Source organism: Erysipelatoclostridium sp. MSK.23.31, from assembly GCF_019125875.1.
Classification (GTDB): domain Bacteria; phylum Bacillota_I; class Bacilli_A; order Erysipelotrichales; family Coprobacillaceae; genus Thomasclavelia; species Thomasclavelia ramosa.
On the sequence record NZ_JAHOCB010000004.1, the window covers coordinates 1 to 24,688 of the forward strand.

The 24,688-nt window shown below is 31.8% G+C and carries 37 protein-coding genes and 1 tRNA gene; all 38 read left to right on the plus strand.

From position 1 onward, the window contains the following. Positions 1 to 62: 62 nt before the first annotated feature. A complete protein-coding gene (locus tag KSU54_RS03100) occupies positions 63 to 371 on the plus strand; it encodes a hypothetical protein (RefSeq protein ID WP_118249217.1) in 309 nt (102 codons plus the stop codon). Continuing rightward, a complete protein-coding gene (locus tag KSU54_RS03105) occupies positions 361 to 603 on the plus strand; it encodes a hypothetical protein (protein ID WP_118249218.1) in 243 nt (80 codons plus the stop codon). Before KSU54_RS03100 ends, KSU54_RS03105 begins: the two co-directional genes overlap by 11 nt. 133 nt (positions 604 to 736) lie before the next feature. Then, positions 737 to 1,222: a hypothetical protein gene (locus KSU54_RS03110; RefSeq protein WP_118249219.1), complete on the plus strand. Its 486-nt coding sequence runs from the start codon at positions 737 to 739 to the stop codon at positions 1,220 to 1,222. Further along, positions 1,212 to 1,457 (plus strand): hypothetical protein, encoded by a 246-nt coding sequence (locus KSU54_RS03115; protein WP_118249220.1) that lies wholly within the window; start codon positions 1,212 to 1,214, stop codon positions 1,455 to 1,457. The genes KSU54_RS03110 and KSU54_RS03115 overlap by 11 nt, the downstream gene beginning before the upstream one ends. Positions 1,458 to 1,472: 15 nt before the next feature. Next, the gene (locus KSU54_RS03120) at positions 1,473 to 1,955 is read left to right on the plus strand and encodes a hypothetical protein (RefSeq protein WP_199414236.1); all 483 of its coding nucleotides are present in this window, start codon (positions 1,473 to 1,475) and stop codon (positions 1,953 to 1,955) included. Positions 1,956 to 2,029: 74 nt separating this feature from the next. Next, positions 2,030 to 2,551: a hypothetical protein gene (locus KSU54_RS03125; protein WP_118249221.1), complete on the plus strand. Its 522-nt coding sequence runs from the start codon at positions 2,030 to 2,032 to the stop codon at positions 2,549 to 2,551. Between the two features lie 140 nt (positions 2,552 to 2,691). Next, positions 2,692 to 2,781: transfer RNA gene (locus tag KSU54_RS03130), tRNA-Ser, on the plus strand. 92 nt (positions 2,782 to 2,873) lie between these two features. Beyond that, positions 2,874 to 3,386, plus strand: coding sequence for a ParB N-terminal domain-containing protein (locus tag KSU54_RS03135; protein ID WP_118249222.1), 513 nt, complete (start codon positions 2,874 to 2,876; stop codon positions 3,384 to 3,386). Further along, positions 3,383 to 4,162 (plus strand): hypothetical protein, encoded by a 780-nt coding sequence (locus tag KSU54_RS03140; RefSeq protein ID WP_118249223.1) that lies wholly within the window; start codon positions 3,383 to 3,385, stop codon positions 4,160 to 4,162. Before KSU54_RS03135 ends, KSU54_RS03140 begins: the two co-directional genes overlap by 4 nt. Then, positions 4,152 to 4,616, plus strand: a complete 465-nt coding sequence (locus tag KSU54_RS03145; RefSeq protein ID WP_118143944.1) for a QueT transporter family protein — start codon at positions 4,152 to 4,154, stop codon at positions 4,614 to 4,616. Before KSU54_RS03140 ends, KSU54_RS03145 begins: the two co-directional genes overlap by 11 nt. Before the next feature lie 50 nt (positions 4,617 to 4,666). Next, a complete protein-coding gene (locus tag KSU54_RS03150) occupies positions 4,667 to 5,110 on the plus strand; it encodes a hypothetical protein (RefSeq protein WP_118143943.1) in 444 nt (147 codons plus the stop codon). Beyond that, a complete protein-coding gene (locus KSU54_RS03155) occupies positions 5,100 to 6,458 on the plus strand; it encodes a PBSX family phage terminase large subunit (protein ID WP_118249224.1) in 1,359 nt (452 codons plus the stop codon). The genes KSU54_RS03150 and KSU54_RS03155 overlap by 11 nt, the downstream gene beginning before the upstream one ends. A gap of 68 nt (positions 6,459 to 6,526) precedes the next feature. After that, positions 6,527 to 7,927, plus strand: coding sequence for a phage capsid protein (locus tag KSU54_RS03160; RefSeq protein ID WP_147333324.1), 1,401 nt, complete (start codon positions 6,527 to 6,529; stop codon positions 7,925 to 7,927). Between the two features lie 7 nt (positions 7,928 to 7,934). Then, positions 7,935 to 9,674, plus strand: a complete 1,740-nt coding sequence (locus tag KSU54_RS03165) for a phage minor capsid protein (protein ID WP_118249226.1) — start codon at positions 7,935 to 7,937, stop codon at positions 9,672 to 9,674. Then, a complete protein-coding gene (locus tag KSU54_RS03170; protein WP_118143939.1) occupies positions 9,646 to 9,900 on the plus strand; it encodes a hypothetical protein in 255 nt (84 codons plus the stop codon). Before KSU54_RS03165 ends, KSU54_RS03170 begins: the two co-directional genes overlap by 29 nt. A 67-nt stretch (positions 9,901 to 9,967) precedes the next feature. Continuing rightward, positions 9,968 to 10,267 carry a hypothetical protein gene (locus KSU54_RS03175; protein ID WP_147351579.1) on the plus strand — a complete coding sequence of 100 codons (300 nt, stop codon included), beginning with the start codon at positions 9,968 to 9,970 and terminating at the stop codon, positions 10,265 to 10,267. Between the two features lie 57 nt (positions 10,268 to 10,324). Further along, a complete protein-coding gene (locus tag KSU54_RS03180) occupies positions 10,325 to 10,594 on the plus strand; it encodes a DUF6275 family protein (protein ID WP_118143937.1) in 270 nt (89 codons plus the stop codon). A gap of 1 nt (position 10,595) precedes the next feature. Beyond that, positions 10,596 to 10,844: a crAss001_48 related protein gene (locus KSU54_RS03185; RefSeq protein ID WP_118249227.1), complete on the plus strand. Its 249-nt coding sequence runs from the start codon at positions 10,596 to 10,598 to the stop codon at positions 10,842 to 10,844. A 422-nt stretch (positions 10,845 to 11,266) separates the two neighbouring features. Beyond that, positions 11,267 to 11,881, plus strand: a complete 615-nt coding sequence (locus KSU54_RS03190) for a phage scaffolding protein (RefSeq protein ID WP_118249228.1) — start codon at positions 11,267 to 11,269, stop codon at positions 11,879 to 11,881. Between the two features lie 29 nt (positions 11,882 to 11,910). Beyond that, positions 11,911 to 12,801, plus strand: coding sequence for a capsid protein (locus KSU54_RS03195; RefSeq protein ID WP_118143934.1), 891 nt, complete (start codon positions 11,911 to 11,913; stop codon positions 12,799 to 12,801). A gap of 2 nt (positions 12,802 to 12,803) precedes the next feature. Then, positions 12,804 to 13,139, plus strand: coding sequence for a hypothetical protein (locus KSU54_RS03200; RefSeq protein ID WP_118143933.1), 336 nt, complete (start codon positions 12,804 to 12,806; stop codon positions 13,137 to 13,139). A 2-nt stretch (positions 13,140 to 13,141) separates the two neighbouring features. Continuing rightward, a complete protein-coding gene (locus KSU54_RS03205; RefSeq protein WP_118143932.1) occupies positions 13,142 to 13,552 on the plus strand; it encodes a hypothetical protein in 411 nt (136 codons plus the stop codon). Further along, positions 13,545 to 13,943: a hypothetical protein gene (locus tag KSU54_RS03210; protein WP_118143931.1), complete on the plus strand. Its 399-nt coding sequence runs from the start codon at positions 13,545 to 13,547 to the stop codon at positions 13,941 to 13,943. Before KSU54_RS03205 ends, KSU54_RS03210 begins: the two co-directional genes overlap by 8 nt. Further along, entirely contained in the window at positions 13,940 to 14,293 is a 354-nt protein-coding gene (locus KSU54_RS03215) for a minor capsid protein (protein WP_118143930.1), read from the plus strand. The genes KSU54_RS03210 and KSU54_RS03215 overlap by 4 nt, the downstream gene beginning before the upstream one ends. After that, positions 14,274 to 14,399, plus strand: a complete 126-nt coding sequence (locus KSU54_RS19110) for a hypothetical protein (protein ID WP_264291943.1) — start codon at positions 14,274 to 14,276, stop codon at positions 14,397 to 14,399. Before KSU54_RS03215 ends, KSU54_RS19110 begins: the two co-directional genes overlap by 20 nt. Then, positions 14,396 to 14,752, plus strand: a complete 357-nt coding sequence (locus KSU54_RS03220; RefSeq protein ID WP_217751453.1) for a hypothetical protein — start codon at positions 14,396 to 14,398, stop codon at positions 14,750 to 14,752. Before KSU54_RS19110 ends, KSU54_RS03220 begins: the two co-directional genes overlap by 4 nt. Next, positions 14,752 to 15,315 (plus strand): hypothetical protein, encoded by a 564-nt coding sequence (locus KSU54_RS03225; RefSeq protein ID WP_118249229.1) that lies wholly within the window; start codon positions 14,752 to 14,754, stop codon positions 15,313 to 15,315. Before KSU54_RS03220 ends, KSU54_RS03225 begins: the two co-directional genes overlap by 1 nt. Before the next feature lie 24 nt (positions 15,316 to 15,339). Beyond that, positions 15,340 to 15,837 (plus strand): hypothetical protein, encoded by a 498-nt coding sequence (locus KSU54_RS03230; RefSeq protein WP_226814470.1) that lies wholly within the window; start codon positions 15,340 to 15,342, stop codon positions 15,835 to 15,837. Next, positions 15,764 to 16,357, plus strand: coding sequence for a Gp15 family bacteriophage protein (locus tag KSU54_RS03235; RefSeq protein WP_118249230.1), 594 nt, complete (start codon positions 15,764 to 15,766; stop codon positions 16,355 to 16,357). The genes KSU54_RS03230 and KSU54_RS03235 overlap by 74 nt, the downstream gene beginning before the upstream one ends. A gap of 20 nt (positions 16,358 to 16,377) precedes the next feature. Beyond that, a complete protein-coding gene (locus KSU54_RS03240; RefSeq protein ID WP_226814469.1) occupies positions 16,378 to 19,155 on the plus strand; it encodes a phage tail protein in 2,778 nt (925 codons plus the stop codon). A 15-nt stretch (positions 19,156 to 19,170) separates the two neighbouring features. After that, positions 19,171 to 19,998 carry a hypothetical protein gene (locus KSU54_RS03245; RefSeq protein ID WP_118143926.1) on the plus strand — a complete coding sequence of 276 codons (828 nt, stop codon included), beginning with the start codon at positions 19,171 to 19,173 and terminating at the stop codon, positions 19,996 to 19,998. Beyond that, complete coding sequence (locus tag KSU54_RS03250) at positions 19,998 to 21,050, plus strand: Gp37-like protein (RefSeq protein ID WP_158559017.1); 1,053 nt, start codon at positions 19,998 to 20,000, stop codon at positions 21,048 to 21,050. Before KSU54_RS03245 ends, KSU54_RS03250 begins: the two co-directional genes overlap by 1 nt. A 3-nt stretch (positions 21,051 to 21,053) precedes the next feature. Next, complete coding sequence (locus tag KSU54_RS03255) at positions 21,054 to 21,563, plus strand: hypothetical protein (RefSeq protein WP_118249231.1); 510 nt, start codon at positions 21,054 to 21,056, stop codon at positions 21,561 to 21,563. 10 nt (positions 21,564 to 21,573) lie between these two features. Further along, positions 21,574 to 22,080 carry a hypothetical protein gene (locus tag KSU54_RS03260; RefSeq protein WP_118249232.1) on the plus strand — a complete coding sequence of 169 codons (507 nt, stop codon included), beginning with the start codon at positions 21,574 to 21,576 and terminating at the stop codon, positions 22,078 to 22,080. Beyond that, positions 22,055 to 22,771, plus strand: a complete 717-nt coding sequence (locus tag KSU54_RS03265; protein WP_118143922.1) for a hypothetical protein — start codon at positions 22,055 to 22,057, stop codon at positions 22,769 to 22,771. Before KSU54_RS03260 ends, KSU54_RS03265 begins: the two co-directional genes overlap by 26 nt. Before the next feature lie 23 nt (positions 22,772 to 22,794). Further along, on the plus strand, positions 22,795 to 23,022 hold the full coding sequence (locus KSU54_RS03270; RefSeq protein ID WP_118249233.1) for a hypothetical protein: 228 nt from the start codon (positions 22,795 to 22,797) through the stop codon (positions 23,020 to 23,022). A gap of 24 nt (positions 23,023 to 23,046) precedes the next feature. After that, positions 23,047 to 23,709, plus strand: coding sequence for a hypothetical protein (locus tag KSU54_RS03275; protein ID WP_118249234.1), 663 nt, complete (start codon positions 23,047 to 23,049; stop codon positions 23,707 to 23,709). Continuing rightward, complete coding sequence (locus KSU54_RS03280) at positions 23,710 to 24,675, plus strand: hypothetical protein (RefSeq protein ID WP_199414237.1); 966 nt, start codon at positions 23,710 to 23,712, stop codon at positions 24,673 to 24,675. It abuts the gene before it with no gap. Positions 24,676 to 24,688 lie beyond the last annotated feature (13 nt).

The window sequence follows — 24,688 nt, forward strand, 5'->3', positions numbered from 1 at the left end:
AAATTGCAAACCAATTTTATAACCCGTTAAGAGTTGGAAATATAAAATAATGAGGTGGAAGTATGAGTGATTCAAAATATCAGGAAGCAAAATCTAATATAGTTAATACACTTGTTAGACAAATTGGTTATGAAGCATATAAAAATTTATATAGTGAAGATTTTGATACTTTGCAAGAATTAGTTGATAAAGCGGTACCTGAATTCATTGTGAGCCAGAGGAAAAATGGGATAAAGAAGAAGTTTTTTTATAATTATCCTAATTGCGGAGTGCCTCTGCCTTATAATTTTGATTATGACTATCAAATAAAAAACAAATGTTGCTTAGAGTGTCGACAAGTTTTAGATTGGAGTGATATTGATGACCGCTAAAGAAATGTTCGAGGAAGCAAGATTTGAACTAATTAAAAACGCACTATGTTTATCCTATAAAAGAGATGATGGGGGATATATTACAATACTTACTTTCGATATGATATTTAAACGAATTATTATAGAAGAATACGAAGAATATAATGACAATCAACCACAAGGTAGCACAATAATGTATATGGATATGCTTAAAGCAATTAACCAACAATGTAAGGAATCGGGGTGGATTTGATGTTTAAGAAAATAAAAGAATTCTTTAAATTAAAGTGCCCCAATTGTGGTGAAGAAATGTGTTCTATTTTTTTAGATATGGAAATAGACAAGTTTGTTTATGAGTGCAAAAAATGTGGAAAGAGGTGGATTTGATGAAAAATAAATTATATGGAATCACTACAGATTACAAAATTGTAGAATTAAGTTTGTGTACTTGTAAGGAGTGCCAAAAACGTGGAATGTACGAGGTGTTTGTGTACTCTCTAAAAGGTGAATACTTCGATTGCGTAAGGCTTGATGAAATAAATAATTATGTTAAATATGCATCGTACAGATTACCTTTTCTTAGAGGTATAGTATCAAAACATATTGAACACGCTGTTGTCCTAAATAAATATACATTTAACAGAGAACGTGCGGTATCTGCTTTGCAGAATTTATCTTATCATATCCTTAACCCCTTAAACGATGATAATGTGTTTGAGTTAGTTCAATTGATTAATCATTGCGAAGATTTAGAAAAAGCGCTAGATAAAGCGTGTGAAGAATTAGAAAACTTATCTTATGTAAGAGGCATGGGGCAAGTAGGTATGAACTTTAAGGAATGGAAAGAGTGGTTGAAAGAAAATGTTGAGTAAAGAAGAATGTGAAATAGCATTAGAAAATGCAGTAGATACAGGAATTATTAAAAAGGATTGGAACGTCTTAAACCAATTAATCGATGAACATTTTGAGGTTTTAGACGTAATAAAAGAAGAAGTTGATGATATTCAAACAGTAATTGATTTATTGGATGTTTTGGCAATGGGTCATATAGATATTGCTATAAAAAAACTAGAAATTATACAAGATAAATTATACAAGATAAATTAATGGGAGTGAAAGAAGATGCTTAGTAAGGAAGAATATAAGGAAAGATATTTTGAACTTTCACAACGATTTTTCTCTCTATTTGATTTTTTAGATGATGATGTAACTGAACGAGAAATTGAAAATATTGGATTATATAATATGCTAATTGATGATCATTTTGAACTTAAAGAAAAATACTCAAAAATTCTTGATGATGTTCATGATTATAGGTATGAAACGCACTGTATGAAAATGACAATGAGAAATTTGTGTGAACATTTTGGAGTTAAAAGCGAAAAGGAATTGCAAAATATCTATTTAAACAAACCATACAAGTTTGAAGATTTAAAACCTAATATGTGGGTGTGGGATGATATTGAAAAACTTATTTGCCAAATCAGATTAATTTCTAAAAATGCAATTCATAGAAAATATATTGATGGTACTATATCAGATAGTCCGTTTGAAGAAAACCGTTTCCTTCCAGTGCAATGTGCTAATCTAGAAATAGAAAACTGATAAAAAATCATATGAATTTTGATGAATACGTTAATAAAAAATAATAATAAAAAACGATTTGGGGAGGATAAGGAATGGCTAAGTACAGCATTGAAGAAAAAGAAACTATAGAAAAAGTGAAAACATATCTAAAAGCAATAAGAACACTTAATCAAGAAAAATTTTCACTGGAAATTGAGTGCGAGGACATTCCGACTCCGCAGTCGGTTAAATTCAGCAAGGAAATGCCAGGAGGGTACTCAAAACCAAAAGATGAACAAATAACCAGCATGATGATGCGCAGAGAATTAATAAATAAGCGCCTGGAGCTGTTTAACGAGGAACTGGATAGATTCACTCCGGTTCTTTATTTGCTCAAAAGCGGTCAAAGAACAATTGTTAATATATATATCAATTCAAAAGGCTATGGAGATATGATTGAACGGTTACATGAACGTTATATTAGTGAGTCTTCATATATCATCGAAATACCTAAAATATGCTTAGAATTATCGAAGTATTTAGATTTAGAAAACATTCCAAATTTAGATGATCTTAATAAGCAGTTTAATAATTATGTTAGAAAAGAAAATAATAAAAGAAAAAAAGAAAAGTAAAATTAAGGTACTTTCACAGTACTTTTAAGGTGGTTTAAATGTAAAACTAATGTACTTTTAAGGTAGAATTCTAGTACTACAAGGTGTTATTATGATATCGTGGTTTAAATGAAACAATCCTATAAACCACCTTTCCCAATGTCGATATACTCAAGTGGCTTAAGAGGGCTGTTTGCTAAACAGTTAGATGGAAGATCCATGCGTAAGTTCGAATCTTACTATCGACGCCAATTAAATAATTCAGCACCTTTGAGGTGCTTTTTTATTTTCGTTTTAAGCGTGATTTAACCGAGGAGGGATATTTATTAGTATTAGTATTAAAATGTTTAAAACAAGCGAAATTAAAGCGTATAAAAACAATCCTAGAAACAATGATGATGCAGTCGGTCCGGTTGCAGAATCGATAAAACAGTTTGGATTTAAAGTTCCGATCATTATAGATAAAAATAATGTGATTGTTGCTGGCCATACACGACTAAAAGCAGCTGTAAAATTAAAACTTGCCGAAGTTCCCTGCATTGTGGCTGATGATTTAACCGAGGAACAGATAAAAGCGTTTAGGCTGGCTGATAATAAAGTTAGTGAATTCGCTACATGGGATTTTGAGTTACTGGATATAGAACTTGATAATATTGCATGTATTAATATGAGCGATTTTGGTTTCCTTAATGTGGATATATTAGATGATGAGCTTGAAAAACAAATGGAATATTTAACCCAGGATACTAAAACAAAAAAATTCATTGTAAAATTAACATTTACCACAGAAGATGAAGCAAATGAGTGCAAGGACAAATTAATGTCGCTTGGATATGAAAATGTTGATATAGCATGAAAATTTTCTTAGCAGGTTCTGGTTACTTGTTTTCAAGTCCTGAAGTTATCAATAATTCTAAACCGGCTTTTGTTTTACAGTCCTATTGGTATTTAAGAAATTTTTCTAGAAAAGAAGAATTAATGAAATACTATCTAAGTGAAGATTGCAAAATGTTTTTGTTGGACAGTGGAGCATTTACTTTTATGAATTCCAATAAAAACGAAGATATGAAATCATATTTAGACAGTTATATTGATTTTATTAATAAATATGATATCAAATATTTCTTTGAGCTGGATCTTTATACAATTATCGGGATTGAAGAAACATATAAAATGACAGCTTATTTAGAAGCAAGAACAAATAAAAAAAGCATACCAGTTTTTCATAAATGTTTAGGTTTAAAAAGGTGGAGAGAGATGTGTAAAGACTATAACTATGTTGCAATTGGTGCTAGTGGATTAACTCAAGAATGTAAATGGGTTAAAAATGAGAAGATTTTAAACCAAATGATTAGCATAGCGCATAGTTGTGGAGCTAAAATTCACGGTTTGGGATATACAAGGTTAAAAAATCTAAATAATCCAACTGTTAAATTCGATACTGTTGATAGTAGTTCGGTTTGTAGTGGGAGTAGATTTGGTACTTCGTATTATTTAAAAAATGGATGTATATATTCAAAAAAACTAAAAAGAAGTGGCAAAAGAATTAAAGATTTAAAAATAATAGATGATCACAATATGGAAATATGGTGTACTTTCCAAAAAATAAAAGGAGGACTTTATGAAAAATAAAAAAATAAGAGGAATAGCTTTAAATAGTATTATATGTGCAGCATATGTAACTTTATGTTATACATTAAACGCAGTCAGCTTTGGACCGCTTCAATTTAGAGTAGCTACCTTGCTGCTTCCTTTTGGCATATTAGATAAAAGATTGGCCAAAGGTCTTGTTCTTGGCGTGATAGTTGCTAACTTGTCAAGTTCATTAGGAATAATTGATATTATAACAGGTGCTTGCATTCAAATATTACAGTTTTATGTATTTGCTAAAGTTGTAAAGAATATTTACTTAAACAGTATTATTTATGCTTTATTAAGCGGAACTTTTGTAGGGCTAGAACTATTATATGTTTTAAATGTTCCCTTTTTATATTCTTTTTTAAGTGTTGGTATAAGCGGTATGGTACTGTTTTTGATAGGAATTCCTCTATGTAACAAACTATTAAAATATGTAAATGAGGCTTAAGATAATATGGTTATTATATTGTATCACCGCTTGCTAATTTATTATGAGATATGAATGAAACAAGCAAAAAAAACCTAGTCCCTTTTACAAAAGAAACGGCTAGAGAAGCTGGTTCAAGAGGAGGAAAAGCAAGCGTAAAAACACGTAGAAGAAAGAAAAAAATGAAGCAGGCAATGGACCTGCTTTTATCTTTGCCAGTTTTACCGGAAAACATGTCGAAATTAAACCAGCTAGGGGTAGATATAGAAGACGCTGATAATCAAATGTTGATGCTTACTGTTGCTTTTCAGAAAGCAGTTAGCGGTGATGTTAAGGCAATGCACTTTATTAAAGAAATTACCGGCGCTACTGCAACAACAGAGTTAGAGCGACAAAAACTCAAATTAGAAAAAGAACGTTTAAAGATCATGCAGGAGCAATTAGAAATAAATAGAAAATTAAAAAACTCATTTGATGAAAACGATGATGGAGTAGAAATTATCAATGACATCTAGGTCAAAAAAAAGGCAAGTAAAAATTTCTAATTTGATTATCCCTAAGTTTTATGAGACTTTCAATGATACAGTAACCACGCATAAGATTTATTCTAGTGGACGCGCAGGCACAAAATCGAGTTATGGAGGTATCCATGGTATTTATAAAATTATCAGTGATGATAATTGTTCAGTTGTTGTAATGCGTAAGTTCCATAACAAACTTTATAAAACAGTATATAAAGAGTTTTTAAGAGCTATTAAGAGACTTGGTATTAGCAAAAAAAATTTTAAAATAACTAAAAGTCCAATGCAAATAACTTATAAGAAAAATGGTAACACAATTTATTTTACTGGTAATGATAGTATCGATGATACTAAAGGTATTATTGATGAAGACAAACCAATTAAATTAGTTATTTTAGATGAACTTACAGAGTTTTTTGAACGTGGACATGGAGAAGATGAAATAGCAAATATTGAAGCAACTTTTGTTCGTGGTAATGATAAAGAATTTTGTATGGAGTATTACTTTAACCCGCCTAAAAACCCTAATGCTCCAATCCTTGAATGGGTAAAGAAAATGGAGCTGCGCGATGATTGTATTCATATACATACAGATTATCGAGATGTTCCAGAAGAATGGTTAGGGAAGAAGCTAATCCAATCAGCTATGGAAATGCTAAAATCTGATGAACGAATGTATAAATGGATTTGGCTAGGAATTTCAATCGGGCTTGATGAAATTATATATTATATGTTTGATAAGGAATCACATATTCTTAATCGCGATTTGACAGATAATGAAAAAAATAAGATCGATCGAATAGATGCAGCAGTAGACTATGGTCAATTAAATGCAACAGTTTTCGAATTTTTTGGTTTGGATCGTACTAGTGAAAAAGTTTATGGATTAGAAGAGTTTTATCATTCAGGACGAGAAAGTGGTAAGCAAATGACGCCAAGTGATTATGCGAAGGCTTTTAAAAAAATGTGTGAAATGATTAATAGAGAATATGGTCAGTATCCTACTAATGTCTTTATTGATCCTTCAGCTAGAGGATTGGCTGAAGAAATCAAACGTATATGTCCATTTATTAAACTTAAAAATGCGCCTAATGCGGTTGAATTAGGTATTGGGCGGGTTCAAAAGGTTATGGCATTTAATAAGATTATTTTTAGCTATAAGCAAGAAAAGCTTATCGATGAAATTGTTAATTATTCTTACGATGAAAAAAGTATCGAAAAGGGACAAGAAAAACCGTTAAAAGAAAAGGATCATACTATGGATGCAATGCGATACTACATCATGGGATTGTGGAAATATATAAGACGTTTTCTACCTCCTGATATTGGAAATGAAAAATAGGACGATGGTGGTGAGTAAATACAGTGTTTAACGCAATAAAAAATGTTATAGAAAGGATTAAAAGTGTAATGTTTCCGACTAAAGATATTGAAAAATATTTAAATATTGAAATAGCAGTATCGAGTACTATGAGTAATTCTATTGAATTGTGGGAAAAGATATTGAGCGGTGAAGCACCGTGGATCAATAAAAAAGAGGGAGTATTTTCTTTGAATATTGCAAATGCTGTTTGTAAAGAACTTACAGATACCTCAACTAATGAACTTGTTTCTTCGATTTCAGGTAATGATTTCATTGATAAACAGTATCAGTATTTAATAAAAGATATTAACGATTGGCTTCAGTGGGGACTTGGTGAGGGTGGAATTGCATTAAAGCCATACATAAGCAACAATCAAATTATAGTTGATTATATACGTGCTGACATGTTTTTTCCTGTAGAGTTTAATAATCGTAAAGAAATTACCGCAGCAGTTTTTCTAGAACAGATTTCAAAAGGAAAATTCATATACTCCAGACTGGAATATCAAAAATATGAAAATGGTCTACATACTTTTGATAATTATGCTTTTGTAAGAAAAGCTGATAATCATGAGGTAAACTTCAACCAGTATAGTGATCTTGGAAATCAAATTGACTTACATAGTGTTTCTGAATGGATGGATTTAGAACCGCATTATGAAATTGGGAATGTTGATAGACCTCTGTTTGCATATTTTAAAGCACCAGGAATAAATACGGTTGACTTTACTTCACCTTTGGGTACTCCCTGTTATGAAAATGCAATTGACTTGATAAAAGAAGCAGAAAAGCAGTATTCACGTTATTTATGGGAGTATCAAGGCGGAGAATTAGCTATTGATGCCTCTGCGGACTTGTTTGATATTGAAAGAGGTACAAATAAACCGGTACTACCAAATGGGAAGGACCGCTTGTATCGTACTTATGATTATGATACTTCCAGTAATGTTGGTAATGGCGGGAGCAATAAATTTATAGATGTATTCGCACCAACTTTACGTGATGAAAGCTACGCAAGAGGGTTTAACAATATTTTAAAGCGTATAGAATTCAACTGCGGTTTAAGTTATGGAGATTTATCTGATCCACAAGCTATAGAAAAAACAGCAGAGGAAATCAAAAGTTCAAAACAACGTAAATACAATACAGTAACCGCAATTCAAAATGAGCTTGATAATGTATTTGAACATATCGCTTATATTATGAATATTTATGCAGTAGGATTAGGAAAAGCAAATTCAATGAATATATCCTTAAATAATGACTGGGGAGACAGTGTGCTTGTTGACAGTGAGAAGCAAAGAAATATTGATCTTCAAGAAGTTAATATTGGGCTTATGCCAGAATGGAAGTATAAAATGAAGTGGCAAGGATTAACCGAGCAACAAGCTAAAGCTGAAGTAGCTGAATCATCTAGCAATGGTCTTGAATATGATGACGAGGAATAAATGATAAATGCTTACTGATAAGTATTTGGAAGAATCTGGCGATGAAGTGTCTAATGAATTTAGCACACTGGAAACCGTGCTTCTTGTTTGGATGGGGTTAAGACTTCGTAATTTATCAAATATCGAGAATATTGGAAATGATTATCCAAAATGGAAAAACAAGGCTATAGCAGAGTTTAATAAGTATAGTGGTACTGAATTTGGTAAAACTAAAAAAACGTCTCTAGACATGGTAAAAAATGCGGTAGTAAACGGAGTGACGTTAACAATTGAAAATGTCTACAACCGTTTAAAAAAGACTGATGATAAGTTAAAAAAGAAAAATATATTAATAAATGGAAAAAAAGATTTAAATAAAGGAATTAAAAGTACACAAAATGAATTAAAGAATTTATGCAATATCTCGAATAAATGTGCTAACAAACAGTTTATAAAAGCATGTGATGATGCATATTCAAAAATTATTGCCGGTCAAGATGCTGAAAATGCAATAGAAAGTTCAATTAAAAAATTAGTACAAAATGGCATTGAGGTTATAGGTTATACAAAAAACAATACTTCAATGGATGCTGCAGTCCGAAGGGCTGTTACTAGTGGGGTAAACCAGACATCATTAAAAATTAAAATAGCTAATTGTGAAAAGTTTGGAATAAATATTGTTAAAACATCATCACACGGTGGCGCCCGTCCTGATCATGCTAGATGGCAAGGTCAGTTTTTTTATTTAGATAAACCGGTAAAGGGATTAAAAAAATTTAAGAGTTCTACAGGCTATGGTAAAGTTGATGGATTAGGCGGTGCAAATTGTCGACATTCATTTTACGAAGTAACTAATTATGAGTATGAGAATAATTTAGTTAATGATGAAGAATTTGAATTGAATCGTAATAATGAGCAGTATGAGCTTGAGCAGAAGCAGCGCTATTATGAACGTCAAATTCGTAAATGGAAAAAAAGAAAAAATGTTTTAGATGAATGCGGTGTTGATAGCACAAAAGAGTCTAAAAAAATTAAATATTGGCAGAATAAACGTTCTCAATTCATTAAAGAAAGCAATATCCAATTCAAGAAAGAACATGGAATTAATAATATTCTTAAAAAGGCTTATCCAAGAGAGAAAGTCATTAAACGTCCTCTTTTTGGAGAAAATTCAAATGAAAAATTAATTAAAAAAGCTAATAACATTAAATATGATGGTGCTCCTAAAATCTTTGATTATTCAAAAGAAAAAGAAGAAAAAATTATTGAAACATTTGCAAAAATAGATAGTCTTTCTTTAAAAGATGGATATGAATATATGGCTATTTCAAATAAAAAAACAGGACAACAAATTGGAAATTTATCAACTTCCAGCAACAAGTCACATGTGAATCCTAGTAAAGAAATGTATAAGATTATTTCTGAGGCAGATGAAAATAGTCTTACAATGGTACACAATCACCCTAAAAAATCCCCTCCCTCTGTTGGAGATATTATTAGTTGTAATAACAACAAAGCAATTGGTGAAATGTTAGTTGTCAACAGCGATGGTGAAACTTACTTTTTTTCAATTCCAAAAGATGCTAGAATTGACTTATCAACTGAAGAAGCACGTCAGGAATTAAGAAGTTATTTTAATGCAAAACGTAATTGGATAGCAAGTCAATATCCTGATGCAAGTGAAAATGATATTAGACATTTAACTTTAAAACGAATCTCAGAGGAAGCAGGATGGAATTATGGAAGAAAAAGAATTGAAAAAAAATGATGTTGAAGGAATTCAGGTAACAGTTGTTCCTGTTACAGAGGAAGAGATTGCTGAAAAAATTAGAAACGGAGACTATGAATGGACTGAATATGATGGAGATGATACAGCACATCAATATGACGATTTAACTCCTGAAGAGCTAGAAGAAAAAATGGAAGAATTAAGAAAAAAACTTTTTGGAAATGAGAAGGACGGATTGTCCAATGAAGTCACAAAAGGAAAATGATTAAAAAATAACAATTGAAATTATAGGTAATCTCGAAGATACAATGACTAAAGAGCTAGAAGAAAAAATGGAAGAAAAAGAGTATAAGAAAACAAGTAAGTATGAGTGGACTGAGAATAATGGTGAAGAATTTGACCCTATGATTGAAAAGATGTCTATGGAAGAGTTAGAAGAATCTATGGAAGAACTTGAAAAAAATCTTTTTGCAGATAGGAAACCAATTGAAGATCCTGTTGGGGCATGGAATAAAAAAGAGTTGAATGAAGCTTTGCGTGAAAGTGATGATGAGTTTGAAGAAAATAAAAAATCATCAAGAAAAGATGGTAAATCTATATTTGAAATCTTAAAAGAGAGTCATAGTAAATAACAATTTAGGCCGACAAAAAGTCGGTTTTTATTTTACTGAAAATAGAAAGGAATAAAAATGGATAGTAAAAAATTTATTAAACTGTGTATAGATGAGGTAGTTAAATATACTAATGAGCATCTTGATAAAACAGATAAAAAGCAAATCACAAAAGATGATGTATTTGTTGTGTGGTCATGCAAAACACTTCAAAACAACAAAGCATTGCTAAGTACAAATATTTTTGATGGTATGTATTATGAATGCACATATAACGGTGATAAGAATGAGCTCTATTTTGATGCCTATAAAAAATGGGAAAATAGATGCATTAAATTAGGAGGATAATATGGAATTAAAAGATACAATTGAAATGATGAATAGCAAAGATTATAAAGAAAGGTTTATAGCTGAATATCAACAAACTAAAATCAGATATGATAAATTGGACGCGATTACAGTCAAATATGAAGCTGGTACATTGACATTTACGCCAAAATGTTCATTAGAATTATTGAAAGAGCAAAAGAAATATATGGGTAACTATATTCGTTGTTTAAAAATTAGAGCAGAAATCGAAGGGATTGCTTTAAAATAGAATATATAGTTGTACAAAAATAAGATATTTATGCAGGACTAGGAATAGTCCTTTTATTATGTAACTTATTGTAAAGGAGTGGTTAAATTGGGCAAGGTTTAAAAAATCACTGGCATGTACCATATCACTATAAGACGATTCATTATGATGATATGAACCGTGGTTTACATATTAGAAAAGATTATTATAGATGTATGATATGCGGAACTGAATGTCCATGCGAGACATATGCATCTAAAATTATTAAATCAAATTCAAAAACAAAAACACTTATGAAAAACAAGCGTAAATATGGCAATCGTTACTGATTGCTTTTTTTATGTCTGAAAGCAAATTTTGAGGCGGGCAACTCGTAAATCTGCGACCCCACAAGTTGATGCAACCAACGTACAAAAAGCGTAGTGACGAAAGGAAATAAAGGTATGAAAAGAGAATTTTTAACAAATTTAGGGTTAACTGAAGAACAAGTAAATAAAATTATGGACGAAAATGGTAGAGATATTGAGAAATATCGTAAAGATGTAGAAAAGTATTCAAAGGAAAGTGAAAAATATAAAACTCAATATGAATCTACAAAATCTTCTTTAGATGAGGCTAATAAAACTATTGCTTCTTATAAAGATAAGGATATGGATATCGAAAAAATTCAAAAGTCAGCTGATGAATGGAAACAAAAATATGAAACTGACACTAAAAACTTAAATGAGAAATTAATTGCACAAGAAAGAAGTCATGCAATGGATAGTTATTTTTCAGGTATGAAATTTACTAGTGAAAGTGCTAAGCGTGGAATTATGGCTCAATTCAATGAACAAAACTTTGAATTAAAAGAAGGTAAGTTTATTGGAGCAGATGAGTATATAAAAACGTTACAAGAAAGCGATTCAGGAGCCTTTGTTAAAGAGGAAACTAGTAACGTTTCTTTACCTACTTTTTCCAGAAGTTCAAACACACAAATTAACAATGATAAGAAGGATCAAGCTTCTGGGTTTGGCTTTAGCTTTAATGGGGTTAGAGCAAAACCAAAAGAAAATTAGTAAATAAAAATTATTTAGGAGGAAATAAAATGGATCAATTAAACTATGCAGAAAGCTACCAACAAGCGTTAGAACAAGGGTGGCCATATACATTATATTTTGGGGCGTTGTTTTCAACACCAAACAACGGGCGATATAGATGGGTTAATGCTCGTACAATTGAGATTCCTACATTAGAAACAACAGGGCGTGTTGATGCAAATAGGGATACTATTGCAACTGCAAAACGAAACTATAACAATAAATGGAATGCATTAACATTAAGCAATGAAAGAAAATGGTCAACGTTAGTACATCCAAAAGATATTGATCAAACAAATTTAGTAGCTTCAATTGGAAATATTACTCGTACTTTTAATGAAGAGAATAAGTTTCCAGAAATGGATTGTTATTGTGTTTCTAAAATTTATTCTGATTATACTGAAAATGGTAAAAGTGCATTAACTGATGAAATCACTGTTGATAATATCTTAACCATTTTTGATAAAATGATGGAAGAAATGGCTGAGTCTAGGGTTCCAGTAGAAGGACGTATTTTATATATCACGCCAGTATATAATACAATGTTAAAGCAAGCTAAGGAATTGGCGCGTCAAATTGTTATTGGTAACTCAGCAAGTGCTTTAAACCGTACTATTGCAAACTTAGATCGAGTTACAATTACTGAAGTACCAAGCAGTATAATGAAAACTGTTTATGATTTTACTGAAGGGGCTAAGCCTGGAAGTAGTGCAAAACAAATTAAAATGTTCCTTGTTCATCCGTTAGCTGTAATCACACCAATCAATTATGAATTTGTTAAATTGGATGAACCTAGTGCTGGCAGTGAAGGAAAGTATGTATATTACGAAGAATCTCATGAAGATGTATTTGTATTAAAGAAAAAAATTGATGGAATTCAATTCGTTGTGGAGGAATAGTTATGGCTATTGTATTAAAAGGAAATAGACAATTAACAATTGAGGAGCATAAGGTAGAAGACTATGTTGCTCAAGGATATGATTATATTGATAAATGCGGTAATGTACTTACTAAAGGGGATCCAATTACCTTAACTGACTATAAGCGTGAATATGCAGCTTTAAAAAAAGAAGTTAAAACTAAAGATAGTACGCTGCAAGAGGCATTGAATAAAGTAAAGACCCTTGAAAGTTCAGTTGCTGATAAAGAGGCTGAGATTGAAACATTAAATGCTAAAATTGCTGAATTTGAAAAAAATCAGTCAACTAGCAAAAATTCAAAATCAGCATCTAAATAACAATGGAAGTTACATATAAATATTATTCAAGTGTGTTCAAGGGCAAATTATGTCAAGTCGAGTTTGAAGAACTTGTAAGTGTAGCGGTAGATATGGCTAAACAGTATGCAGAACAATTTATTGCACCATGGGCTTTGAAACCGGACATTGAATATTATTGTATAAAAGATATCAAAAAGGCAGTTTGTTATCAAATTGATTATTTAGCTTTTAATGGTGGTATTAAAGTGCTTAGCGGTTCTAGTGAACTTGATTTAACAAGTGTTAGCAAAGATGGATTTACCTACAATTATAATGCTGATAGGGGAATAAAATTTAATGGGATTCCCTTTTCTCCGTTAGCAATCAACATCATTAGATGCGGATTACACAGCAATGGTTTGATGTGTAGGAGAGCTAAGCGGTATGATTAGCTCTCCTAGAATATTAAGACCGTTTACAGCAACACTTATCCACAAAATAGATGATGAATCATTTATTACCGTTGAATTGAAGTACGTTGCGTTTGATGAGAGTTATGGAATCAAGCAGAGCAATAAGGGTATTAGTGATGCTGATAACGTTTTATTAACGATAGATTTAAGTGATTGTGGCGGTATGAAATATGTTGATGAAATTTATTTTAAAAGAGAAAAAAATACCTTCACAATCAGTAATGAAGATTATTTTGTTATTGGAAATGTAACAGAAAGTGATTTTGACACATTAAGGGAAACTATGAATGTATATTCAATTAATAAATTTTCATTTTCTCGTACGCTCAATAGTAAAGAGGTGCAGTTTATTGAGGTATATGCATCATGAAAATTACTATTGATGTTGATTTCAACGCTATAAAAAAAGGCTTAAGAAAAGAACGTGAAGAAAGTTATCGTACTTTAAAAAATGCGGTGATAAGAGATACAGATCCATATGTTCCGATGTCAAATTTAAATCATACACATTTAAAGGATACTCCCGGTCTTAACCATGATATGTATAGTGTTGTTTATGATACTGATTATGCTGGTAAGATTTATAAGGGTTCTGAAATGAATTTTAATAAATCACAACATCCGAAAGCAACTCATGAGTGGCTTGAAGCATCTAAGGCAGTGAATATTAAGAACTGGATAAAATTAGTAGGTGAAACTTATGGAAATAAAAAGAAATAAATTAACATTTGAGGAATACAATCGCGTTTTTGAATGTATTTATGGCTTTATGAAAAAATTGGAAATTCCTAATATTAAAAAAGCATGTGGAAGCTTGAATTTATGACGAGCAGCAAGAGCGATCAAATTATGGTACAAAGAGTTTCTAATCGTGCTGAAAAGCTGAATGAAAATATAATCGGAGGCTATACTGCGGTATTGCCTTTTTATATTAATTATTTATCAAGTGCGAGAACTGAAGATGCTCTACTTAGAATTACTGAGCCTTTAGATATACTCGCAAAAAAATTCGAAGAAGAAATGCATAATAATTTTATAAGTATTTCTTTTCCTGATGACATTGTGCCACAAAGACTTGAAATGGTTGTTAATCCAGGATCAACAACATTAGAAAATGGAATGACAGTCTTTACAGCAATGTATCAGCTTACTTATTACAAGAAAGGAGCATTTGAATAATGACAATTGTTTTAAAAGATAAAGTAGTAAATCGTCATGAAAATTTACATTATGTTGAATGGGAAGGTGTTTCAAAACCGGTATTAGCAGGTACTGGTATAACTGACTGGACACAGGCATCTGAGCCAAGTACTGATGATGGACAATATATTAATGAAAAGACAGCTCATAAAAATATGATGGCATATAACCCAAGTGTTAGTTATGTCGGTGAACTTATTCCTAATAATGAATTTGTTCGCCATGTTTATGAAGTAGGAAAAAAAGAAATTATCGGAGCTCAGTTTACTGAATATGAAGTTGAAACTTGGGCGCCGGTAGAAGGATCGAGCGGTAATTTTAGCGCACATTCAAGAATTTATGAAATTCAGCCATCTAATCCTGGTTCTGGAGAAGGTGGGGGTAAAATCGCCTTGGAAGGAACTTTTGCTCAAAAAGGTGAAACAAAACACGGGCAATACAATATTACATCAGGAGAGTTTACTGAAGGTGACTATGATTATACAACGGGTAAATTTACTTCAGCTTTATCCAAAGCATCATCTGTATCAACTGGTAAATAAAAATTATGAAAGGGTTTGTTGAATATGTTGAAAATTGAATTACAAGAAAACACGTTTGATGTAGAGATTTATGAAAATGTTTTTACGGTTAATGCTGATGATATTTCAAATCATCAGGCTATTGATTATATGTTAAAAAAATATAGGGGTAATAGAAATATTACTGATGAATTTATTGATGATTGTAAAGAATGTATAGATATTTTGTTAGGCGAGGGAGCATATAAACAACTTTTTAAAATTGATGATATGAAACCATATTATGTAATTGTTGCTCTTGCAGAGGAATTGCAAGAGCATTTTGAGAAAGCAGCTACTACCGAAAAACAACAAGTTAAACAAAATAAACTTAAAGAGGAATTAAATAATCTAACAGAAATTTCTAAAGAAATGAGTAACATCAATAAGCAGATGGAATATGCAAATAAAAAGTATGGGATGAAGAACTATGTTAATTCTAGACAAAAAAGACCTTCAAAAAAATATAACAATAAATCAAAAAAAGATTGCAATAAAAACTGACTTTAGATCATGGATCAAATTTTCTTGTGTTTTAAATGATCCTCATATTGATGCAAACTATAAAATTTCGATGCTGTTTGATACTGTAATTTCCCCATACTGGTGTGATTTAAATCTTAATATAGAAGAAACTATTCAAGCATTACTTGAATTCTACAACTGTAATAAAAAAGTAAAGTCTAAAAAGAAACCTAGTGATAAAATCGGGTTTCTTTTTGATTATGATATGGACCTTATTTATGCAGCCTTTAGACAGCAGTATAAAATAAATCTTTTTACTTGCAATATGCACTGGTGGGAATTTAAAGCAATGCTTGATGGTCTTACCGATACAACTAAGTTTGTTCAGGTTGTTGGGTATAGAGTAACAGATTTGTCAAAAATCAAAGATAAAAATGAACGGGCTAGAATGAAAGAACTGCAAAATCATTATGCAATTGATCAGCAAAAAGATCCGTTTGTCAGAACTCAGGAGGAAATTGAAGCGGAGTTATTCAAACAGTTAGGAATAAAAAAATAAATGTATAGGTAGGTGATATTGTGGCAGATGGAAAAGTCGTAATTGATTTAGAAATCAATGATAAAGAAGTTGATAAAAAAATCGATAAGACTGAAAAAAAGATAGATAAATTTGCTAAAAACGTATCACAAGAAGAAATTAAACCAGATGTAGATGCAGATACATCTAAATTAGAAAAGAAACTTGATGAAGCTTCCAGCGATGTAAAATCTTTTGCTAATGAAGCAGAAAGTAATTCTAAAATCAATGGTGAGGCTAAGATTGATACATCAAAATTTATGGCTGACGTTGATAAAATTACTAGTGAAGCAAGAACTGCTGAAAAAAATACTCAAGTTAATGGTAAAGCAACTTTAAAGGATAAAGTCAGTGATGTTTTTGAAAAAATTAAAAATCTTGTAAAAAAGCCTATTGATATTCCCGAACCAAACACTAATGAATTTGAACAAAAACTTAGTGAAATGGAAGGAAAGGTTACTTCTTTTGCTTCTAATATAGCAGGAGCTTTAGCAATAGGTGCAGCTGTAAAACAAGGTGTTGAAATAGGGGTACAAAGTTATACTGATTTAGAAAATGCATTATCTCGTGTTAGAGGTGCGTTAGGTGAGACTGAGGCTGAAGCAAAGGCAAGTGGCCAAGTTATTAAAGACGTTTATGAAGCCGGTGTCGGAGAGTCAATGGACCGTGTTGCTGATGCAGTTATTAAGATTAAGCGTAATCTTGGTAATCTTGATGATGGAACACTAAATGCAATTACACAGCAAGCGATAATCCTTGAAGATACTTTTGGAGTGGATATGAATGAAACACTTCGGGGTGCTAAGGGGTTGATGAAAAACTTTGGTCTTAGTGCTCAAGAAGCAATGGATTACATTATAGCCGGTACACAAGAAGGCTTGGACTGGACCGATGAGCTTGGAGATAATATTTCCGAGTACTCTGGAAAGTTTAGCCAAGCTGGATACAGTGCTAAAGACTACTTTCAATTACTAAAAAATGGTGCTGATAGCGGAGCGTATAACTTAGATAAAGTAAATGATGCAATTAATGAGGTAACCACTAGGTTAGCAGATGGAACAATAGGAGATGCTATTGGTTCTTTCAATAAGGAAACACAAAAAACATTTAAAGAGTGGCAAAATGGTGGTGCTACTCAAAAGCAAGTAATAGACAGTATTGTTAGTGATATTACAAAATGTGATAATCAGCAACAAGCACTTACAATGTCCGCTACTGCATTTGGTACTATGGGAGAAGATGCGAATCTAACATTTGCAAAAGCCTTAAGCAGTGTAGGAGATACATTCGATGATGTATCAGGAAAAGGACAGCAGTTTGCTAATGATACAACTACTCCTATGCAGGAACTTGAAGGTAAAATTCGTCAGTTAAAGGACCAATTGGCACCGTTAGGGGAAACATTTATTAACATAGCAACTTTTGCTATCGATCACTTTAGCGGATTGGCTGGTATTATTACAATTCTTGCAGTAGCATTTGGTGGATATAAAATTGCTACATTAGCGGTTGCAGCAGCAACATTAAAAGCCAAAATTGCTTCGGAAGGTTTTTTTGCAGCACTAGGGTTAAGTCCAATTGGACTTATTGTTGCAGCAATTGCAGCATTAGTAGCTGGTTTTATTTATTTATGGAATACGTCTGAAGATTTTAGAAATTTTTGGATCGGAATATGGGAAAGTATTAAAACAACGGTTGGAAATGTAATTGATTCAATTGCTTCATTTTTTACCGAAACTGTTCCTGAAGCATTTAACAATTTTATATCATATGTAAGTGAGTTTTCTGAACAAGTTGTTGAATTCTTTTCTAATATGTGGACTGGCATTGTTGATTTTTTTACAGAAACAATACCATCATGGATCGAAAGTGCTATTGAATTTTTTCAGCAGATACCATATTTCATTGGATATATGATAGGCTATATAATTGGTATGTTTCTGCAGTGGGGTGCCAATTTAATATCCTTTGTTACTGTTGATATTCCCAATTTTATTAACGGTATTATTACATGGTTTAGTCAATTACCAAGTCGGATATGGGAGTGGTTGCAACTTGTAATTACAAATATTATCCAATGGGGTACTAATATGTTTAATACCTCAGTAGCGTGGGTATCACAAACAATTGAAGGTATTGTAACTTGGTTTAGTCAATTACCAAGCCGAATATGGAACTGGCTTACAAGTTCAGTTTCAAAAGTAGTAGAATGGGGTGTTAATTTAGCTTCTAAAGGTAAAGAAGCAGCTCAAAAATTAGTAACTGGAATTGTAGATAAAGTAAAAGAAATACCGGGGAAAATGGCTGAAATTGGTAGTAATTTAGTTAAAGGTTTGTGGGAAGGAATTAAAAACGTTAAAGACTGGATACTTGATAAAATTGGTAGTTTTTGTGACGGAATCGTTGACGGAATTAAAGGCTTTTTTGGCATAAAATCACCTTCACGAGTTATGCGGGATGTAATAGGGAAATTCCTTCCACCCGGTATTGCAGTTGGGTTTGAATTAGCAATGCCTAAATCGTTAAAGTCAATGAAAAGTGAGGCAATTGGTATTGTAGATGAATTAAGTGGTATCATGAATTTTAATCTTGACGATGTATCAGCAGGTGTTAAATTAGAAACCGACGTTGATAATGCACGTCAAACTGCTTTTGAGACTAATGTAAGCGAATCATTAGAAATAGATTATGATCGTATGGCTGATGCAAATGCAAAAGCTATGAAAAATAGCGGTCTAGCAATAAAGCTGAATCAGCGTGAACTAGGAAGAGTGATTTGATGAAAGGAGAGTTGTATGAAAGTTTATTATATTAATAGTGAGAACACTAAAATAGATTTACTCAATTCCCCTTATAGAATTGAAGAGACGGATTTCTTTAGCTTTGAATGGTCATACAACAAGGAAAACCGTAGAGTTAAGAACTTCTATCGTGATGTTGAAACCAAAAAAATTAAAATAGATGTTAACTCAAATAATTACGAAGAATTCTACACAGCACTTAATAATGTTACTGATATTTTTAATATTGATATATCTAAAAATGTTAAAGGAAGGCTATATTTTAATGATTACTATTTAGAATGTAACATATTTAAAAATGATAAAGATCTCGAATCTTATGTGTTGCCATATGCTAAAGTAGAATTTTCTATAGTTGCTGATGAGGTGCAGTGGATTAAAGAAGATGAACAACATTTTTATCATACAAATACTTCGAGAGAAACTGACAGTAAAAAGTATACATATAAGTATCCTTATCGATATGGTGACCCCGGTGGACAAATGACAGTTTCTAATGAAGGTGTTGTAGATAATAATATTTTAATTAGGATATATGGACCTGTTACTGATCCAGCTGTTAAAATCGGTGATAACCTTTATCAAGTTTTTACAACGCTTGAGGAAAATGAAAGATTAGAGATAAATACGCTTAATCGAACTGTTAAAAAAATCAATGTTCAGGGTGAAGAGATAAATTGCTTCAATGATCGAAATAAAGAAAGTCAAATTTTTGAAAAGGTAAAGCCCGGGACAGCTACTGTATTATGGAATAATACGTTTTCCTTTGATATTGTTGTCTATAATGCTCGAACTGAGCCGAAATGGGAGGGTATGTTTTAATGGATTTCGTTTATACTGATTCCAAAGGAATTGAAATTGGTTTTTTAAGAAACTGTAGTATTGATCTTGAAATAGGTACATATGACAAAGGGAGTAATGATTTTCAAATAACTATTTCTCAAGAAGAACGAGATCCAAATCTAACATATGAAAGTTTAATTTATTGTGAAAATACCGAGTATGGCGGAGTTGTCAAGAGCCTTGAGATAGATACAGAATCAGGTGAAATAATTATCGGCGGAATATGCCCCCGAGCGTTATTAAAAGGTGATTATATACAGCCAAAAAATCGTAAAGATGAGTATTACTTCTTTAATGGTGAAGCAAATAAATGTATAAAGGAATATATTGGTTCATCTACATTATTTTTTAATTACATAGATAATACTGAAAAATCATTGAGGATAAATAAAAATCTTAATGATTTTTTTATTGTCTCTGAAGAAAATAGCGGGTTTCAATTGAACTACGCTTCACGATATTCAAACACTTTACAAACTTTTGAAACAATGCTTTTAGCGGTTGGAGCTAAACTGAGTTTAATTTGGAAAAATGGAAAGATAGAGCTTTCAGTAGTTCCAATATATGATTATAGCCCCAAACTTCAGTTTGATAATGACTATGGACTTCAAATAATTGCAAAAAGAGATACCTATCAATATAACCATTGTATCGGTCTTGGAAAAGGTGATCTTCAGGAAAGGCAAGTTGTTCATGTTTTTAAAATCAATGATGAATACTTTGAACTTAATGAAATAGATGATGTATCTAAGATTACCAAAGATTTAAATACGATGATTTATGATTTTTCAAGTGTAGAAAGTGTTCAGGAGTTAATAGATGGGACTAAAACAAAGTTAAAAGAGGCCCAAACAAACAACTCAATTGAAATTAAATTTGAAAATTTAGATGTAGAAATAGGCGATATTGTTGGGGCAAAAGAATATATAACGGGTATTAGTTTAAGGACATCAATTGTTCAAAAAATTTTAAAATGCACGTTTTATCAAAATTATTCTGATTACGATATTGAATATAAGGTAGGTGAGTAAAGTATGGCAAATAGCGATGCGGTTGAACCAATTACATTAACTGGAAAAAATGTTACTGCTGCAATAGATGCATATTTATTTGATGCATTATATGGACAGGAAGGTATTTTTGAAAAAGGTAACAAGTTAAAAGCAACTATCATCAGTAATAATAAAATAAGATTGTCCGATGGCTTGCTGATAAATCAAGGACATTTTTTACGTATTAAGCCAGGGATGTATGAAGACCTGACAATTGATAACGGTACTCAAAATACAAAACGGTGTGATTGTATAGTTGCAGAGTTTCGTATATCTTCAAATGGTGAGACTCATGAAATAAAAGTTGTAAAAGGAACACCGGGAACAATAGAAACAGTACCTAAGCTGACTAAAAATGATCTTGAAAATGGTGGTTCAATTCGACAACTTGAACTCTATCGAGTCCATTTAAATGGAATAAATATCAGTGGTGTAGATAAAGTTGCTCAAAGTGTTTATAGTTTTAATTCAGCCGTTTTCTATTATGAATAGAGGTGATAAGGTGAAACTGATAGAGATTTATTTGAGTGATGAGCAAACACATGCATGCAGTCGAAATATTTTTTACGCAGGTAGAAAATATGATGATGGTGCAATGGCAATAAAATTTGTTAACGAGGAGTTATTTAAAGCTCCGGGGTGGAAATATTATTTAAAAGTTTTAAAAGATGGAATATTACAAGAGATTCCAATGATGGAAAACTTATTTATAATATCAACAGCATTAACAAAAGAGGCGGGAGTATATACGTGTCAAATAATTGCAAGGTATAATTTTGGTGAAAAAACAAAATCATTTTCAGAGTTTAAACTTGAAATAGAAGAGACGATTTTTGATCAGGAAATTACTGAGATTACAATAGATCCGAATATATTATCGCTATATGAAGAATTATTAAAACTTAAAGAATATTTAGAAAAATTTACAATTAATTTTGTAACAAACAGTGAAATTGACGAGATATTAGAGGAGGTATTTGAAAATGGCCAAGAAAAAAACGTCAACTAATTTGGCTGATGATACACTTGTTTTAGCTGATGTAATTACTGATGAAAAACCGGTGGGTACAAATGGACTTCAACATGCGTTAGAGTATATTAAAGAAAATTTTGTGACGCAAGATGAATTTAACTACAAAGCAATTGTAATTAACAGTTTTACAAATAATAAAAATACAGTAGAAATTGGTTCTACAGTAACAGATATTTTATTAAGCTGGTCTTTGAATAAAAAGGCAAAAGTTCTAACGTTGGACGATGAGTCATTAGAACCAACTGATACATCAAAGCAATTATTGGAGCAAAATATTAAAACCAATAAAACATGGACTTTAAAAGCAGAGGACGAAAAGGGTGCAGTTAGCACTAAAACTACCTCACTAAGCTTCTTGAATGGTATTTATTGGGGTGCAAGTTCTAGTCAAGATACTTACGATAATACGTTCGTTTTAGGATTAACTAAGGCTTTACAAGGTTCTAAAGGAAAGGTGTTTACTGTGAATGCTGGTGAAGGACAGTTTATTTTTTATGCTGTTCCTACACGCTATGGTGATGTCTCATTTAATGTTGGGGGCTTTGATGGTGGATTTTCAAAAGTTGCTACAATCGAATTTACAAATGCAAGTGGATATAAAGAAAACTATGATATTTATAAATCGGATAACGCAAATTTAGGAAATACTACAGTAACTGCTAAATAATTAGAAAGAGAGGTAATTAATTTATGGCGGATTATAAAGGAAGTACCACTCTTATTAGTGGTATTACACAAAAAAATGGTGGCAAGTTCCCATTAGTTGAAGCTAGTGCTGTTCAATTTAAAAATGAAGAAAATCAGGATGGTACATTTAAGAGTGTTGCTGAAAAAATTGATGAAGTTGCCGAACAGGCAGGAAGCTATGAAATGGGATCTACTGAAGATATCGATAGCATTATTAATGGTTTAGAATAAAAAAAGAATAGGAGAATAAGAATTATGGCTAATAATAAAATAATTAATGTAGATTTATTAAATGATTTTGCTAAAAAAATGTGGGGTAAAATCTCAACAAAATTAAGTAGTAAGGTTGATACAACAACAACCGTAAATGGTAAACCGTTGTCAGGAAATATTACGATTAACGCTACAGATGTACAAGCTATTCCGGCATCACAAAAAGGAGCAGCTAACGGTGTTGCAGGGTTGGGAGAAGATGGTAAGGTTCCTGCTTCTCAATTACCTAGCTATGTAGATGATGTTGTTGAAGGTTATCTTCATACGGATGGAGCGTTTTATAAAGAAGCAGAACATACAACAAAAATCACTGCAGAGAGTGATAAAATTTATGTAGATATTGCAACTAATAAAACGTATAGATGGAGTGGTTCAGCGTATGTGGGTATTGGCAGCGACTTAGCTTTAGGTGAAACTGCTTCTACTGCATATGCCGGGAACAAAGGTAAAGCCAATGCAGATGAAATCGCTAAAATTAAAAATGGTAGTACAGTAGTACCAAAGGCTACAGATGCTGCAACAGTTAGCGGGCATACGGTTGCAACAAATGTACCGGAAAATGCAAAGTTTACAGATACTGTCTATACTCCTGAATACGCAACGACTTCTGATATTGATGAAATTATCACAGCTGTATTTGGGTAAATGAGCGATTTAATAAAGAGATTATTCAGGAGTGTTTCAGCTGCTGTAGTGGAAAAAACGATTTCTACTACAGCATTGAAATATACATTATCTAAAATAAAAGATAAATTTGCATTAAAAAGCGAAACAGTGAAAAATATTGCAGCAAATGGGCGTAGTATTACAGTTACTAAAGCTGATGGAACGTCTTCAACGTTTCAAACGCAAGACACGGTATATGTACATCCAAGCATGCATAGTGCATCTATAATTGAGCAAGATGGCACACATAGATTTGTGACTGATGCTGAAAAAACATTATGGAACAATAAATTAAATGCATCATTAAAAGGAGTTGCGAACGGTGTCGCTTCATTGGATGCAAATGGAATGGTACCCAGTTCACAGTTACCTAGTTATGTGGATGATGTTTTAGAGTATACTAATAAAGCAGGTTTTCCATCAACTGGTGAAACCGGAAAAATTTATATTGATAAAACAACAAACATTACCTATAGATGGGGTGGTACTGCATATGTAGAAATTAGTCCATCGTTGGCATTAGGCGAAACTTCAAGCACTGCTTACAGTGGTGATAAAGGTAAGTCCACAACAGATAAAGTAAATGCTATTATTGCAGGAACTACAAAAGTTCCTAAAGCTACTAGTGCAGATACTGTAAATGGATTAACTGTAAAAACTGCGGTTCCAGCTAATGCTAAATTTACAGATACGGTATATACGCATCCAAATAATAGTTCATCATATACTAGTGGTTTATATAAGATTACAGTTGATAAATATGGACATGTTATAAGTGCTGTTGCAGTACAAAAAGCGGATATCACTAATTTAGGTATCCCAGGTTCAGTTATTACTAGTGCAAGTGAAATAAAGTTAGCTAGTGGAAAAACTATTGAAACTGCTATAAATGAAATTTTATCTGTACTTGAAAAAGCTGTGTTTTATGATGATAGTGTTGGATGATTTAAAAAACAGG

Bases quoted from the DNA above. Each gene is read 5' to 3' on its own strand.
- KSU54_RS03220 (WP_217751453.1), top strand. From the start codon at position 14,396: ATGACGAGCAGCAAGAGCGATCAAATTATGGTACAAAGAGTTTCTAAT.
- KSU54_RS03205 (WP_118143932.1), top strand. From the start codon at position 13,142: ATGGAAGTTACATATAAATATTATTCAAGTGTGTTCAAGGGCAAATTA.
- KSU54_RS03215 (WP_118143930.1), top strand. From the start codon at position 13,940: ATGAAAATTACTATTGATGTTGATTTCAACGCTATAAAAAAAGGCTTA.
- KSU54_RS03250 (WP_158559017.1), top strand. From the start codon at position 19,998: ATGGATTTCGTTTATACTGATTCCAAAGGAATTGAAATTGGTTTTTTA.
- KSU54_RS03190 (WP_118249228.1), top strand. From the start codon at position 11,267: ATGAAAAGAGAATTTTTAACAAATTTAGGGTTAACTGAAGAACAAGTA.
- KSU54_RS03125 (WP_118249221.1), top strand. From the start codon at position 2,030: ATGGCTAAGTACAGCATTGAAGAAAAAGAAACTATAGAAAAAGTGAAA.
- KSU54_RS03265 (WP_118143922.1), top strand. From the start codon at position 22,055: ATGGCCAAGAAAAAAACGTCAACTAATTTGGCTGATGATACACTTGTT.
- KSU54_RS03145 (WP_118143944.1), top strand. From the start codon at position 4,152: ATGAAAAATAAAAAAATAAGAGGAATAGCTTTAAATAGTATTATATGT.
- KSU54_RS03245 (WP_118143926.1), top strand. From the start codon at position 19,171: ATGAAAGTTTATTATATTAATAGTGAGAACACTAAAATAGATTTACTC.
- KSU54_RS03280 (WP_199414237.1), top strand. From the start codon at position 23,710: ATGAGCGATTTAATAAAGAGATTATTCAGGAGTGTTTCAGCTGCTGTA.
- KSU54_RS03135 (WP_118249222.1), top strand. From the start codon at position 2,874: ATGTTTAAAACAAGCGAAATTAAAGCGTATAAAAACAATCCTAGAAAC.
- KSU54_RS03165 (WP_118249226.1), top strand. From the start codon at position 7,935: ATGCTTACTGATAAGTATTTGGAAGAATCTGGCGATGAAGTGTCTAAT.
- KSU54_RS03270 (WP_118249233.1), top strand. From the start codon at position 22,795: ATGGCGGATTATAAAGGAAGTACCACTCTTATTAGTGGTATTACACAA.
- KSU54_RS03255 (WP_118249231.1), top strand. From the start codon at position 21,054: ATGGCAAATAGCGATGCGGTTGAACCAATTACATTAACTGGAAAAAAT.
- KSU54_RS03155 (WP_118249224.1), top strand. From the start codon at position 5,100: ATGACATCTAGGTCAAAAAAAAGGCAAGTAAAAATTTCTAATTTGATT.
- KSU54_RS03110 (WP_118249219.1), top strand. From the start codon at position 737: ATGAAAAATAAATTATATGGAATCACTACAGATTACAAAATTGTAGAA.
- KSU54_RS03225 (WP_118249229.1), top strand. From the start codon at position 14,752: ATGACAATTGTTTTAAAAGATAAAGTAGTAAATCGTCATGAAAATTTA.
- KSU54_RS03195 (WP_118143934.1), top strand. From the start codon at position 11,911: ATGGATCAATTAAACTATGCAGAAAGCTACCAACAAGCGTTAGAACAA.
- KSU54_RS03175 (WP_147351579.1), top strand. From the start codon at position 9,968: ATGGAAGAAAAAGAGTATAAGAAAACAAGTAAGTATGAGTGGACTGAG.
- KSU54_RS03150 (WP_118143943.1), top strand. From the start codon at position 4,667: ATGAATGAAACAAGCAAAAAAAACCTAGTCCCTTTTACAAAAGAAACG.
- KSU54_RS03120 (WP_199414236.1), top strand. From the start codon at position 1,473: ATGCTTAGTAAGGAAGAATATAAGGAAAGATATTTTGAACTTTCACAA.
- KSU54_RS03105 (WP_118249218.1), top strand. From the start codon at position 361: ATGACCGCTAAAGAAATGTTCGAGGAAGCAAGATTTGAACTAATTAAA.
- KSU54_RS03230 (WP_226814470.1), top strand. From the start codon at position 15,340: ATGTTGAAAATTGAATTACAAGAAAACACGTTTGATGTAGAGATTTAT.
- KSU54_RS19110 (WP_264291943.1), top strand. From the start codon at position 14,274: ATGGAAATAAAAAGAAATAAATTAACATTTGAGGAATACAATCGCGTT.
- KSU54_RS03200 (WP_118143933.1), top strand. From the start codon at position 12,804: ATGGCTATTGTATTAAAAGGAAATAGACAATTAACAATTGAGGAGCAT.
- KSU54_RS03100 (WP_118249217.1), top strand. From the start codon at position 63: ATGAGTGATTCAAAATATCAGGAAGCAAAATCTAATATAGTTAATACA.
- KSU54_RS03275 (WP_118249234.1), top strand. From the start codon at position 23,047: ATGGCTAATAATAAAATAATTAATGTAGATTTATTAAATGATTTTGCT.
- KSU54_RS03170 (WP_118143939.1), top strand. From the start codon at position 9,646: ATGGAAGAAAAAGAATTGAAAAAAAATGATGTTGAAGGAATTCAGGTA.
- KSU54_RS03160 (WP_147333324.1), top strand. From the start codon at position 6,527: ATGTTTCCGACTAAAGATATTGAAAAATATTTAAATATTGAAATAGCA.
- KSU54_RS03185 (WP_118249227.1), top strand. From the start codon at position 10,596: ATGGAATTAAAAGATACAATTGAAATGATGAATAGCAAAGATTATAAA.
- KSU54_RS03140 (WP_118249223.1), top strand. From the start codon at position 3,383: ATGAAAATTTTCTTAGCAGGTTCTGGTTACTTGTTTTCAAGTCCTGAA.
- KSU54_RS03210 (WP_118143931.1), top strand. From the start codon at position 13,545: ATGATTAGCTCTCCTAGAATATTAAGACCGTTTACAGCAACACTTATC.
- KSU54_RS03235 (WP_118249230.1), top strand. From the start codon at position 15,764: ATGTTAATTCTAGACAAAAAAGACCTTCAAAAAAATATAACAATAAAT.
- KSU54_RS03180 (WP_118143937.1), top strand. From the start codon at position 10,325: ATGGATAGTAAAAAATTTATTAAACTGTGTATAGATGAGGTAGTTAAA.
- KSU54_RS03115 (WP_118249220.1), top strand. From the start codon at position 1,212: ATGTTGAGTAAAGAAGAATGTGAAATAGCATTAGAAAATGCAGTAGAT.